Source organism: Streptomyces sp. NPDC043908, from assembly GCF_056435525.1.
Genome location: NZ_JBWKEI010000001.1, coordinates 345,771 through 358,568, shown reverse-complemented (window position 1 = coordinate 358,568; position 12,798 = coordinate 345,771). Strand labels below are relative to the sequence as shown.

10 protein-coding genes are annotated in these 12,798 nt (G+C 72.4%); 7 read left to right on the top strand and 3 right to left on the bottom strand.

The window, feature by feature from the left end; genetic code table 11:
- Positions 1-2: 2 nt before the first annotated feature.
- Positions 3-1,196: a 3-dehydroquinate synthase family protein gene (locus tag AC069K_RS01660; protein ID WP_478610997.1), complete on the bottom strand. Its 1,194-nt coding sequence runs from the start codon at positions 1,194-1,196 to the stop codon at positions 3-5.
- A 236-nt stretch (positions 1,197-1,432) separates the two neighbouring features.
- Between AC069K_RS01660 and AC069K_RS01655 the strand changes: the two genes are divergently transcribed.
- Positions 1,433-2,665, top strand: coding sequence for an MFS transporter (locus AC069K_RS01655; RefSeq protein WP_478610994.1), 1,233 nt, complete (start codon positions 1,433-1,435; stop codon positions 2,663-2,665).
- Positions 2,666-2,795: 130 nt separating this feature from the next.
- Here AC069K_RS01655 and AC069K_RS01650 read toward each other — a convergent pair whose 3' ends face one another.
- The gene (locus tag AC069K_RS01650; protein ID WP_478610991.1) at positions 2,796-3,203 is read right to left on the bottom strand and encodes a nuclear transport factor 2 family protein; all 408 of its coding nucleotides are present in this window, start codon (positions 3,201-3,203) and stop codon (positions 2,796-2,798) included.
- Between the two features lie 263 nt (positions 3,204-3,466).
- Here AC069K_RS01650 and AC069K_RS01645 point away from each other — a divergent pair, with 263 nt between their 5' ends.
- A complete protein-coding gene (locus tag AC069K_RS01645; protein ID WP_358837603.1) occupies positions 3,467-4,066 on the top strand; it encodes a cupin domain-containing protein in 600 nt (199 codons plus the stop codon).
- A 474-nt stretch (positions 4,067-4,540) separates the two neighbouring features.
- Here the strand turns inward: AC069K_RS01645 and AC069K_RS01640 are convergent, their stop codons facing one another.
- Positions 4,541-6,313 (bottom strand): NlpC/P60 family protein, encoded by a 1,773-nt coding sequence (locus tag AC069K_RS01640; protein ID WP_365104522.1) that lies wholly within the window; start codon positions 6,311-6,313, stop codon positions 4,541-4,543.
- A gap of 415 nt (positions 6,314-6,728) precedes the next feature.
- On the opposite strand from AC069K_RS01640, the gene AC069K_RS01635 reads away from it, so the two are divergent.
- The 5 genes from AC069K_RS01635 (at position 6,729) to mmsA (ending at position 12,798) form a co-directional block, all read left to right on the top strand.
- Positions 6,729-7,895 (top strand): mandelate racemase/muconate lactonizing enzyme family protein, encoded by a 1,167-nt coding sequence (locus tag AC069K_RS01635; RefSeq protein ID WP_478610986.1) that lies wholly within the window; start codon positions 6,729-6,731, stop codon positions 7,893-7,895.
- On the top strand, positions 7,892-8,965 hold the full coding sequence (locus tag AC069K_RS01630; RefSeq protein WP_478610983.1) for a zinc-dependent alcohol dehydrogenase: 1,074 nt from the start codon (positions 7,892-7,894) through the stop codon (positions 8,963-8,965). Before AC069K_RS01635 ends, AC069K_RS01630 begins: the two co-directional genes overlap by 4 nt.
- 121 nt (positions 8,966-9,086) lie before the next feature.
- On the top strand, positions 9,087-10,082 hold the full coding sequence (locus AC069K_RS01625) for a hypothetical protein (protein ID WP_478610980.1): 996 nt from the start codon (positions 9,087-9,089) through the stop codon (positions 10,080-10,082).
- A 5-nt stretch (positions 10,083-10,087) separates the two neighbouring features.
- Positions 10,088-11,206 carry a multiple monosaccharide ABC transporter substrate-binding protein gene (gene chvE, locus AC069K_RS01620; protein WP_478610977.1) on the top strand — a complete coding sequence of 373 codons (1,119 nt, stop codon included), beginning with the start codon at positions 10,088-10,090 and terminating at the stop codon, positions 11,204-11,206.
- 59 nt (positions 11,207-11,265) lie between these two features.
- Positions 11,266-12,798 carry a multiple monosaccharide ABC transporter ATP-binding protein gene (gene mmsA / locus AC069K_RS01615; RefSeq protein ID WP_358835442.1) on the top strand — a complete coding sequence of 511 codons (1,533 nt, stop codon included), beginning with the start codon at positions 11,266-11,268 and terminating at the stop codon, positions 12,796-12,798.

Here is a 12,798-nt window from a genome sequence, read left to right as displayed (position 1 = left end):
CACTACGCTGCGGGTCCCGACGCCCCGGGCACATGAGACGACGGTCCCGGCCGGGTCCCGGTCCGGTCCCGGCCGCCGGGGCGGGACCCCAGCTGGTCCGCCGTCCCGGCGACCGCCTCCAGACCGTCGCGTACGACGTCCGGGGCGACCGCGGTGACGGTGCGGCCACCGCGGACGTGGGGCTGCCCCAGGGCGTCGAGGAGCACCATGCCGAGGGCGCGCTCCGGGTCCTTACCGGGGTGCGGGTCCTTACCGGGGCGCGGGCCGTCTCCGTGGGGCGGGCGCAGCAGGACTCCCAGGACGTCCTCGGCGGTCACGGGCGCGGGCAGCGCGTCGGGCGCGCCCCAGCGGGCGAGCAGCTCGCGGTGGGCGGCCTCCCCCTCCGCGTCGAGCAGCCCCATCCGGCGGGCGCAGCGGGCGGCCACGAGCAGGCCCTGGGCCACGGCGTCGCCGTACCGCAGCGCCCCCACGCCCAGGGCGCGCAGGGCGTCGGCCACCGCGTGCCCGTAGCGCAGCGCTCCGGCCGGGCCGTCCTCCAGCGGGTCGTAGCAGGTCATCGCGGCCCGGGCGTCGGCGCAGAGCGCGATGAAGGAGACCAGCGCGCTCGTGTCGTACCGGCCGTCCGGCCGCAGCCGGGCGCAGACCTGGTCGAAGGAGCCGGGGCACACCGCCAGCACATTCCTGACCAGGGCGTACAGACCCGGCCGCACGGCGCCGGGGGCCAGGGTGTCGAGGAACTCCAGCTGGGCGCGGACCAGGACCGGCACCCGGCGCGGCCCGGCGGGGCCGACCAGCGACAGTGCCGTGTCCAGCACGGCGGGCAGGGTGGTCGGCAGCAGCAGGGGGCCCCGGCCGGTGCGCGCGGCCACCGGACCGGCGGCGTCGAGGACGCTCGTACCCCCGAGGGCCACGACGACGGACCCGGCGGTGACGTCCCCGGTCCCCAGCGCGTCCGTGCCGCCCACCCGCACCAGGCGGGTGGGGGCGGCGGCGCCGAGGTGGTGCAGGACGCGGTGGGCGTGCGCGGCCGGGACGCCCCGGTCGGAGACGACCACGAACCGGTCGGCCGCCAGCCGCCGGGCGATACCGGTCAGCTCCTCCCACGAGGCGGCACCGGCCCGTATCTGGAGGGGGACGCGGGCGGGGCCGGAGCCGACGCTCCGGTCGAGGGCTACGGGGGGAGAGGAGGAGCACATGAGGGAACTCGCAGACCGGGCACGGGGCCCGAGAACGGATGGATGCCCTCATACCGTCGGCGGGCCCTGGCCCCGGACACATGAGGCTCCGGCCCCGACCCGGCCCCATCGCCCGGTCCCGGCCGCACCCCCTCGGGGCCCGGCCCGGTCCCCGCCTTCGCCCAGCCGGTGCGTCATGGCCGCCGGTGCGCGGGGCGCGCGGTCCTCGCCGCGATCTTCCTGATAGGCAGTCGCGGGTGAGCAACCACGTATCCGCGCGCGAAGCGGACGACGCCGGTCCTGGCCCGGGCGGCAGCGGGCGCGGCCTGCCGTTCGCCGTGGCCGCCTACGCCTTCGCCGTCGCGATGTGCGGCACGACCCTGCCCACTCCGCTGTACCGCATGTACCAGCGTGAGTTGGGGTTCTCCTCGTTCATGGTGACCGTGATCTTCGCGGTGTACGCCGTCGGGGTCATCGTGGCGCTGCTCCTGCTGGGGCAGTTGTCGGACTCCGTGGGTCGGCGGCCGGTCCTGCTGGCGGGGCTGGTGGCGTCGGCGCTGAGCGCGCTGTGCTTCCTCTTCGAGCAGGGGCTGCCGGAGCTGTTCGCGGGGCGGGTGCTGTCGGGTCTTTCGGCGGGCCTGTTCACGGGCACCGCGACCGCCGCCGTGGTGGAGCTCGCCCCGGCGCGGCGGGCCGCGTCGGCCACACTGCTCGCCACCGCGGCCAACATGGGCGGCCTGGGCAGCGGCCCGCTGCTGGCGGGGCTCATCGCCCAGTTCGCCTCCGATCCGCTGCGCCAGGTCTTCCTCGTGGACCTGGCCCTCGTCGCGGCGGGCGTCGTCGGCGTCCTGCTGATCCCGGAGACGGTACGGGACCGCGGCGGCAGGTCGCGCCGCCCGCGACGGCTGCGCGTGCCCCCGTCGGTGCGCCCGGCGTTCGTCCCGGCGGCCATGGCGGGCTTCGCCGGGTTCGCCACCATGGGTCTGTTCACATCGGTGGCCCCGAGCTTCCTGAGCGAGGTCGTGGGAGTGAGCGAACCCGCGGTGTCCGGCACGGTGGTCTTCTCGGTCTTCGCCGCGTCTACGGCCGGTCAGCTGCTGATGGGACGGGTCGGGGTGCGCCGGGCGCTGCCGTGGGGCTGTGTGGTCCTGGTGGCCGGTATGGCGCTGATCTCCTGGGCGCTGCTCGCGGCCTCGCTGCCCCTGCTGGTGGCGGGGGCGCTCACCGCGGGCGCGGGCCAGGGCCTGTCGTTCCGGGCCGGGGTCACCGAGGTGGGCGCGCACAGCCCGCCCGAACGGCGGGCGGAGATCACCTCGGCGCTGTTCGTCGTGCTGTACGTGGCGATCTCGATCCCCGTGGTGGGGGTGGGGGCCATGGCGGTCACGCTGGGCCTGCGCCCGTCGGGGCTGATCTTCAGCGGGTGCGTCGCGCTGCTGGCGGCCACCACGGCGGTGCTGCTGTGGACGCGGCCGGTGCGGCGGGACGCCTGAGAGGAAGCGGCGGCGGTCGCCGGGACCGGCTGCGCGAGCGGCGGGCCGCGGCGGAGCCGCCCGTCTTCGGCGCACGCGTCCCACGGGGGCCGACGCGGCGGGCAGCATCCGCCCCGGGGAGGCGCAGTCCTCAACTCACTTCACCGGGGGCGAAGTAGTCGCGCATCCGGGCGATCCTGCCGTCGCGGATACGGAAGATCTGGACCAGGGAGACGGACCTGTCCCCGGCGTCCTCCTCGAAGACCGCGTCGATCTCGGCGATGAACACGTCGGGGTCGCCGGTGACATGCAGCACGTACCCGGACTTCTCCGCGCTCGGCGCACCCATGCCCTTCGGCTGCCGCTCGTAGTACGCCGCCATGGCGGCGCGGATCTGCTCGCGCCCCTCCAGACGCCGGGGGAAGGCCGCGCCGGGCTCCACGAGCGGCGCCTCGAAGACGCCGTCCTCGGTAAACAGTTCGGCAAGGGCGTCGGCGTTCCGCGTCAGCGTGCCGGCGTGGACGAAGGACCGGAAGATTTCCTGCGGGGAACGGGACACGGCAGGCTCCATTGACAGGGAGAACGGTCAGGAAGCCCACCTCACCACAGGCGCGCCCCCGTCAGGGCGACTTCCGGAAAGCGCCACCCGGGTCTTCTCGGGCGGATCCCACGAGGTGACGGGCGTCCCAGCCGCCGCCGGAAGCGTGCCGGGCGGGCAGGGGCGCGTGCGTTCGACTGCGGACGACTGCCCGCAGACGAACAGGCCCGCTGTGGGGTAGATCAGAACTCAAGCCATTATCAAGCGGAAAGAGAAGCCCTCCTATGACGCACATCGTCCTCCCCGGCCAACGTCCCGAAGGCCGCCGCGGGTTCGAGATCGTCCTCTCCAGCAAGATGACCGGCCAAGCGGCCTCCTGGGTGGAAACCCGCCAGGGCCCGGCCTGGTCGGGCCCTCCGCTGCACACCCACGCCGAGTCGACGGAGACCTACTACGTCGTCTCCGGCACCCTCCTGGTCCAGGTCGACGACGAGGTCGTGGAGCTGCGTCCGCGCGCCCTCGCGCACATCACCAGCGGCACGCGCCACACCTGGGCCACGCCGCCCGGCGAGGGCTGCCACTTCCTGACCCTGCACATGCCCGGCGGTTACGAGGACTACCACCCCACCGCGCTCCAGGCCGAGAAGGACAACGGCGGTCCCCTCACCCAGGAGGACCTTTTCAAGATCGCCGCCCGGTTCGACTGGCGCCCCGCGGGCGACACGCCGATGCGTCTGACCCCGGACGGCCGTCTCGTCCCGGCCTCCCAGGCCGACGACGAGGCCGCGCGCCTGCGCGCCGAATGGCTGGCCGCGCAGGGCGAGAAGGCCGAGATCACCCCCATCCACGACCCCGGCTTCTACGTCACCAACCAGCCCGCGTAACCGCAGCACGGGTCCGCGCCGGACGGGGGCGCGCTCCATCCGCCGTGCCCCATAGCGTCCCTGACAGCGCGTCAGGCGACGCGGTACTTCTCCGCCCGCTTCTCACGCGTCGCTCAGCCGAGACCCGTGGCGCCGCGCAGGCCGCTTTCCGGGTTCGCTCCCCCTGCCTTGCGCCGGGCGCCCCGGCGCCCGGCCGGTCATGTCCGCTGCCTCGCACCGGGCGCGGATGAGTGCGCCCCGGATAACGGGGTATCCACCTCCCGGACAGGGGTGAACCCGAGGGGTCGGTGGTCCGGCCCGGTTCAGGTGGTGATGGTGATGCGACAGACAGTGATCCGGCGGCCTCGGCCGCCCTCCCCCAGGCCGCCCCTGGACCTGCGCACTCCCAGCGGGCGCCCGCTCCCGTACTGACCGGGCACCCGGACGCCCGGGCCGCGCTTCCCGCACGGCCCGGGCGTCCCGCACGCTCACACCTCAGACGCGGTGGACGGTGTGCAGCTTCTTGGCGTACGTACCGGTGCCGTCCAGCAGCGAGGCGCCGCCCAGGTCGGCCATGGTGGGACCGTTGTTCGTCTTGCGGCTGGAGACGAAGCGGCGCTGACCTGCGGCGTCCAGGCCCAGGTAGATACCGACGTGGTCGATGGTGACGGTGGGGTTGTCGTCGCCGGAGTCGGCGTTGAACAGCACCAGGTCACCGGGCTGGAGCAGCGCCGCCGCGGGCGGGTTGGTCCCGTCGGTCCGGTCGATGCGCGTACCGGGCGCGTAGTCCACCATGTCCCGCGACTTGCGCGGCAGCCGGGTGCGGGAGGTGTCCTGCCCCGCCGCCATCGGTACGCCCATGTGGTAGCCGTACACCATGCGGGTGAAGCCGGAGCAGTCCAGATTGCCGACCTGCTTGCTGGACGGGCCAGTGTAGGTGCCGTCGGGGAAGGTCCAGCCGGTGCCCATGTACTCGTGGAAGTCGGCGCCCTCGTAGCGGAAGCCGTGCGGGTCGAGATAGCCGTACCCCGCCTCGCCCAGGACCTGCTTGTCCTTGGCGGGCCCGGAGCCGCTGGTGACCGCGGGCCCGTCGGCGAGGAACATCGCCGCGTACGCCAGGACGTCCGGGGCCGTGGAGCCGGCCCAGGCGCGGATCGTCTTCTCCAGGTCCGGCGTCCAGGTCCCGTCGAAGGGCTCGGGCAGCACCCGCACCCAGTCGCCGTGCGTGACGCTCGGCGGCGTGGCCCAGGTCGACTGGTCCACCTGGAAGCGCTTCACGGAGAGCTTGACCGGCAGGTTGGTGCAGCCGTCGTTGGCCAGTGCGCGCAGACCGACCCGTCCCTTGCGGCCGAAGGTGTCGTCGCTGAGGTCGACGTTCCACGCGGCCGGTTCCGCGGAGGCCGTGCGCCAGGCCTTCACCTGGATACGGGTGCCCTCGCGGCGCACCCGTATCGTCCAGTCGGTGCCCGCGCCCACGCCCGTGGCGAGGGTGAGCGCGCTGGAGCCCGCGAGCAGGTCGACCTTGTCGGCGACCTCCTTCTCCACGCGCAGCTCGACCGCGCCGGTCGTCAGGAAGGACAGCCGGGCCCGGTAGTTGTTGCTGGTGTCCTGGTAGCCGAAGGACAGGGCGTAGGAGCACGCCTGGCCGGTGGGCACCTTGTCGAAGTGCGCCACGGACCGCGCGTCGAAGTCCGTGATCTCGCCGTCGCGCAGGGTGACGTGGCGGCTGGCGTAGTCGGTGGTCAGGCTGATGACACCGGCGCCGGGCGTGACCGAGTAGTCGGTGACGGCGGGTCCCAGCGTCGACCAGCTGCCGCCGCCCGGGGAGGTACCCCAGTACACGCGGTCGGCCTCGGGCAGCGTGAGGTCCGGCAGGGTGCGTACGAAGTCGTCCACGAAGGACTTCTTGTTCTCCGTGAACGTCCGCACGGGGCCCGGCAGGACCACGGTACGGGCGCCGTGCGTCAACAGGGCGACCCGCTTGCCGCCCGAGGTGACCTCGGTCCGGGCCGGGGTGCCCGAAAGGACGGCGGTGGCGAGGGGGGCGTCCAGGGTCAGCCCGCTGAAGTAGGAGGCGTTCAGCGGCGGCAGCGTGACCGAGGAGCGCGGCGAGGCGAGCCCGGCGGGCGCCGCGAGGGAGGCGGCGGAACCGGTGGAGACGGTGGAGACGGCGGCGCGCGCCGGAGCGGCGGCGACGGCGCCGAGTGGAACGGTGGCGGCCGAGGCCGCGAAGATACCGAGCAGGCTGCGCCTGGAAGTGTGGGACATGTGCGTCATCATGAGGCAGCGGTGGGTGACCGGTGCCACCGGGTCCCCTGGGCGTCCGATGTGCACGACTCGCCGGTTTGCACCCCTGCGCGAAGGTGACGCGGTCGGACAACAAGGGTATTTCACCCCGGTCGTCACGGCGGCCGGGGCCGGGGGCCGAGAGCCGGGCCATCCCTGCCCGGAGACCTCGGTTCGTCGGGCGAGGGTCCGGGGGGAGCATTCCGCCCGGGCCGGTCCGGCGTCAACACCCGGGCGGCGACGCGACGCTCACGGAGCTCGCCACCTGCCACGACCCGGGAACGGTTCCCGCGCGACCCATTGACACCCGCCACCGCGCGTCATTACCGTCACGCCAACATTTCGAACGCATGACGAAATATCGAACGGTACGGCCGCATCCTCGGGAGCAACTGCCTTGCGAATCACCGGAATCAGCACACATGTCGTCGGGACTCCCTGGCGCAACCTCACCTACGTCCAGGTCCACACCGACGAGGGCCTCACCGGAGTCGGCGAGACGCGGATGCTGGGCCACACCGACGCGCTCCTCGGCTATCTGCGCGAGGCCGAGGCCAACCACATCGCGGGCTCGGACCCGTTCGCGATCGAGGACCTGGTGCGCCGGATGAAGTACGGCGACTACGGGCGCGCGGGCGAGATCGTGATGTCCGGTATCGCGGTCGTCGAGATGGCCTGCTGGGACATCAAGGGCAAGGCGCTCGGCGTCCCCGTCTGGCAGCTGCTCGGCGGGAAGGTGACGGACCGCGTCAAGGCGTACGCCAACGGCTGGTACACCACCGAGCGCACCCCCGAGGCCTACCACAAGGCGGCCCGCGCGGTGGTCGAGCGCGGCTACCGGGCGCTGAAGATCGACCCCTTCGGCACCGGCCACTACGAACTCGACCACCGGCAGACCCGGTACGCCGTGTCCCTGATCGAGGCCGTACGGGACGCGATCGGCCCCGAGACCGAGCTGATGCTGGAGATGCACGGGCGGTTCTCGCCGTCCACGGCGGTCCGGCTGGCCCGCGACCTCGCCCCGTTCGCCCCCGCCTGGCTGGAGGAGCCGGTGCCGCCGGAGAACCTCAAGGCCCTGGAGAAGGTCGCCGCCAAGGTGGACATCCCGGTCGCGACCGGCGAACGCATCCACGACCGCATCGAGTTCAGGGAGCTGTTCGAGTCGCAGGCCGTCGACATCATCCAGCCCGACGTGGGCCACATCGGCGGCATCCTGGAGACCCGCAAGCTCGCCGCCACGGCCGAGACGCACTACATGCTCGTCGCGCCCCACAACGTCGGCGGCCCGGTCCTCACCGCCGCCAGCCTCCAAGTGGCGGGCTGCACACCCAACTTCAAGATCCTGGAACACTTCAACGACTTCGCGGACGCCGAGATCAAGAAGGTCGTCAAGGGGGCCCCGCAGGTCGTCGACGGCTACTTCGAGCTGTCGCACGCCCCGGGTCTGGGCGTGGAGCTCGACGTGGACGCGGCGGCCGAATTCCCGCAGCAGCAGGCCCGGTTCGACCTCTGGGCCGAGGGCTGGGAGAAGCGCGCCCCCAAGTTCTCCGGGGCGGCGGGATGAACAGCCGCGAGGCCAAGGGCTTCCTGGGCGGTACCGCACCGGACGGCGGGCCCCGGGCGACCAGCCGCGCCATCGTCGTCGACGCGCCCGGCACCCACCGACTGATCACCGTGCCGCGCCCCCAGGCCGGCCCCGGCGAGGTACTCGTCGAGGTCGCCGCCGCCGGGGTGTGCATGAGCGACCGCGAGGTGTACGAGGGCCGGCGCGCCCCCGACTACGTGCGCTACCCCGTCACCCCGGGCCACGAGTGGTCCGGGACCGTCGTCGCGGCCGGGGCCGGGGTCGATCCCGCGCTGGTGGGCCGCAAGACGGTCGCCGAGGGGTTCCGTTTCTGCGGGACCTGCGAGCGGTGCCGGAACGCGGAGACGTCCCTGTGCGCCGCCGCGTACGCGGAGACCGGCTTCACCCATCCCGGCGCCTTCGCCGATCACGTGGTGGTGCCCGCCCGGCTGCTGCACCTGCTGCCGGACGACGTCGATCTGCGCGGCGCGGCCCTGCTGGAGCCCGCCGCCGTGGTCGCCGCCGCCGTGCGGGCCGGGGCGCCGGAGGCGGGCGAGCGGATCGCGGTGGTCGGGGCGGGGACGCTCGGACTGCTCGCGGTGCAGCTCCTCGCCGCCTCCTCCCCCGCCGAGCTGACCGTGATCGACCCCCGGCTCGACCGGGCCGAGCTCGCCTGCCGCATGGGGGCGACCGAGGCCCGTACGCCCGTCCACTCCGGCGAGGCGCACGGCTACTACGACCTGGTCGTGGAGACGGCCGGCGCGCGCACCACGGCCGCCGACGCCTGCCTCCTCGCGCGGCGCGGGGGCCGGGTGGTGCTCACCGGGATGTTCGCCGAAGGCGCGCTGGGCATCGACCCGGTGCGTCTGTCGGTGAGCCAGCTCACCGTGCGGAGCGTCTTCGGCGCCCCCTCGGCCGCCTGGTCGTTCGCCGTACGCGCCTACAGCACGGGGCTCATCGACCCGGCGGAGCTGATCACGCACGAGTTCCCGCTGGAGCGGTACACCGACGCCCTCGCGCTGGTCGGAGGCGGTGACCCGAAGACCGGAAAGGTGCTGCTGCGCCCCTGAGGCGTCGCCGTGCCGGGCGCCGCGGCGCTTTCCCGTCCCCTATGACCCGAACCTCGTTCGACATACCGAACACGCTCGACCCTCCCGTATGCGCACGACTCTCCGTACAAGGAACCCGCCTGTGACCGACGCACCAGCAACCGACCCCCGCCCGGGCCCCGAGGGGCCCCGCCGACCGGGCGAACCGGCCCTCGCCGCCCTGGGCCTGGCCGCGCCCCGCGACAACCCCGCCGACTCCTCCCCGCACACGTTTCCCGACGGGGGCACCTGGCGCACCGAGATCCCCTCCGTCGAGGGCCCCGAGGCGCTCGCCGTCGTCCTGAAGGAGGCCTCCCGCCTCGACGTGCCCGTGCACCGCGTCAGCCAGGGCAGCGGGGTGTGGATGCTCTCCGACACCGAGATCACCGAGATGGTGGAGGGCTGCGCCGAGCGCGACATCGAGCTCTGCCTGTTCACCGGGCCGCGCGGCACCTGGGACAGCGGCGCCTCCGTCCGTACCGACTCCGGTGGCGCGGGGCTGCGCGCACGGGGCCATGACGCGCTCGCCGGGTGCGTCGAAGACGCCCTGCGGGCGGCCGAGTTGGGGGTGCGCTGCCTGCTCGTGGCGGACGAGGGCGTGCTGTGGAGCCTGCACCGGATGCGCGAGGCCGGTCTGCTGCCCGCCGAGACCACCCTCAAGGTGTCCGCGCTGATCGGCCCGGTCAACCCGGCGTCCGTCGCCGTCTACGAGCAGTTGGGCGCCGACTCCGTCAACGTCCCCTCCGATCTGACGGCCGCCCACTTCACCGAGGTCAGGCGCGTCTCCAGGGTGCCGCTCGACCTCTACATCGAGGCGCCGGACGATCTCGGCGGCTATGTGCGGATGTACGAGGCGGCCGAGCTGATCCGCCGCGCCGCCCCGCTCTACCTCAAGTTCGGCCTCTCCAAGGCGCCCGGCATCTACCCCTACGGCGCCCATCTGCGCGACACCGCCCTGCACACGGCCCGCGAGCGGGTCCGCAGGGGCCGGCTCGTCCTCGACCTGCTCGCCCGCCTCGGCGCCGACGGCGGTATGTCCCCGCTCGGCTCCCGCCGCCCCGGCGCCCTCCACCGCTTCCCCGCGAACCCGAAGGACTGATGACCATGCGCCGCATCCGACCAGCCGCACTCGCCCTCACCGCCGGAGTGCTCGCCCTCGCCCTCACCGCCTGCGGACAGGACAGCGAGGGCGGCGGCAAGGCCACCCCCAAGGGCGGCAAGGGAGCGACGATCGGCATCGCCATGCCGACCAAGTCCTCCGAGCGCTGGATCGCCGACGGGAACAACATGGCCCAGCAGTTCCAGGCGCTCGGCTACAAGACCGACCTCCAGTACGGCGAGGACAGCGTCGACCAGCAGGTCGCCCAGCTCGAGAACATGATCACCAAGGGTGTGGACGCCCTGGTGATCGCGGCGATCGACGGACGCGCCCTCAGCGACGTCCTCAAGCAGGCCGCCGACCAGCACATCAAGGTGATCTCCTACGACCGCCTGATCCTGGGCTCGCCCAACGTCGACTACTACGCCTCCTTCGACAACGAGAAGGTCGGCGTGCTCCAGGCGACCTACATCGTCGACAAGCTGGGGCTGAAGGACCCCCAGCAGGGCGGCGGCAAGGGCCCCTTCAACATCGAGCTGTTCGCCGGCTCGCCCGACGACAACAACACCCGCTACTTCTTCCAGGGCGCCCTCAAGACCCTCCAGCCCTACATCGACAAGAAGCAGCTGGTCGTACGGAGCGGCCAGACCCGGCTCAACCAGGTGACCACGCTCCGCTGGGACGGCGCCACCGCGCAGAAGCGCATGGACGACCTGCTGACCAAGGCGTACTCCACCGAACGCGTGGACGCCGTCCTCTCCCCGTACGACGGGATCTCCATCGGCATCCTGTCCGCCCTGCGCTCCGGCGGCTACGGCACCGCCGCCAAGCCCTACCCGGTCGTCACCGGGCAGGACGCCGAGGTCGCGTCCGTGAAGTCCATCATCGCCGGGGACCAGGCACAGACCGTCTACAAGGACACCCGGGCCCTGGCCAAACAGGCCGTGCAGATGGCCGACGCGGTGCTCACCGGCAAGACGCCGCAGGTCAACGACACCAAGACGTACGACAACGAGAAGAAGGTCGTGCCCGCCTTCCTGCTCAACCCGGTCAGCGTCGACAAGTCCAACTACCAGTCGGTGCTGGTCGACTCGGGCTACATCAAGGCGAGTGACCTGAAGTGAGCGGCCCGAACAGGGGGGCCGGGGGAGCCAGGGGGGACAACGAGGCGCCCATCCTGGAGATGCGCTCCATCGTCAAGACGTTCCCGGGCGTCCGGGCGCTCTCCGACGTCTCGCTCACCGTGGCGCCCGGTGAGGTGCACGCCATCTGCGGTGAGAACGGCGCGGGCAAGTCCACCCTGATGAAGGTCCTCAGCGGTGTCCACCCGCACGGCAGCTACGAGGGCGAGATCCTCTTCCAGGGCGAGCCCTGCGCGTTCAAGGACATGCGGGCCAGCGAGGCGCGCGGGATCGTCATCATCCACCAGGAGCTGGCCCTCGTCCCGTACCTCTCCATCGCCGAGAACATCTTCCTCGGCAACGAGCACGCCACCCGCGGCATCGTGAGCTGGGGCGCGACGCTCAAGCACGCGGCGCGGCTGATGAAGCGGGTGGGGCTGCGCGAGCATCCGCAGACCAGGGTGGCGGACATCGGCGTCGGCAAGCAGCAGCTGGTGGAGATCGCCAAGGCCCTCTCCAAGGAGGTGCGGCTGCTGATCCTGGACGAGCCGACGGCCGCCCTCAACGACGAGGACAGCGCCCATCTCCTCGACCTCATCCTGGAGTTGAAGGCGCAGGGCATCGCCTCGATCATCATCTCGCACAAGCTCAACGAGATCGCGGCGGTCGCCGACTCGGTCACCGTCCTGCGCGACGGCAGGACGATCGAGACCCTCGACGTGAAGGCCCCGGACACCACCGAGGAGCGGATCATCCGCTCGATGGTGGGCCGGGACCTCGACCACCGCTTCCCGCCGCGCACCCCCTACGCGGGCGACCCGGGCGCCCACCCCGCCCTTGAGGTGCGGGACTGGACCGTGCACCACCCCATCGACCAGCAGCGCAAGGTCGTCGACGACGTCAGCCTCCACGTGCGGCGGGGCGAGATCGTGGGCATCGCGGGACTGATGGGCGCGGGCCGCACCGAGCTGGCCATGAGCGTCTTCGGCCGCTCCTACGGCCGCAACATCAGCGGCACGGTGTGGAAGGACGGCCGTCCCATCCGGACGAAGACCGTCCCCGAGGCGGTCGGCCACGGCATCGCGTACGTCACCGAGGACCGCAAGCACTACGGGCTCAACCTCATCGACACCATCAGCCGCAACATCACCCTGGGCGCCCTGGACAAGGTGTCCCGGCGCGGGATCGTCGACGAGCACGAGGAGCGGCGGGTCGCCGAGTCCTACCGCACCTCCATGGGCATCAAGGCCCCGACCGTCTTCGAGCCGGTCGGGCGCCTGTCCGGCGGCAACCAGCAGAAGGTCGTCCTCAGCAAGTGGATCTTCGCGGGTCCGGATGTGCTGATCCTCGACGAGCCCACCCGCGGTATCGACGTGGGCGCCAAGTACGAGATCTACACCGTCGTCGACCAGCTGGCCGCCCAGGGCAAGGCGGTCGTCTTCATCTCCTCCGAACTGCCCGAACTCCTCGGCATGTGCGACCGCGTCTACACGATGGCGGCCGGCCGTCTCACCGGTGAGACCGCCCGCGCGGACGCGACCCAGGAAGTGCTGATGCGCCTCATGACCACGAACGACACCACGAACAAGAGGTAG

Excerpts from the sequence above, each read along its gene's own strand:
- AC069K_RS01660 (WP_478610997.1), bottom strand. The coding sequence starts at position 1,196 with ATGTGCTCCTCCTCTCCCCCCGTAGCCCTCGACCGGAGCGTCGGCTCC.
- AC069K_RS01645 (WP_358837603.1), top strand. The coding sequence starts at position 3,467 with ATGACGCACATCGTCCTCCCCGGCCAACGTCCCGAAGGCCGCCGCGGG.
- AC069K_RS01640 (WP_365104522.1), bottom strand. The coding sequence starts at position 6,313 with ATGTCCCACACTTCCAGGCGCAGCCTGCTCGGTATCTTCGCGGCCTCG.
- AC069K_RS01630 (WP_478610983.1), top strand. The coding sequence starts at position 7,892 with ATGAACAGCCGCGAGGCCAAGGGCTTCCTGGGCGGTACCGCACCGGAC.
- chvE (WP_478610977.1), top strand. The coding sequence starts at position 10,088 with ATGCGCCGCATCCGACCAGCCGCACTCGCCCTCACCGCCGGAGTGCTC.
- mmsA (WP_358835442.1), top strand. The coding sequence starts at position 11,266 with ATGCGCTCCATCGTCAAGACGTTCCCGGGCGTCCGGGCGCTCTCCGAC.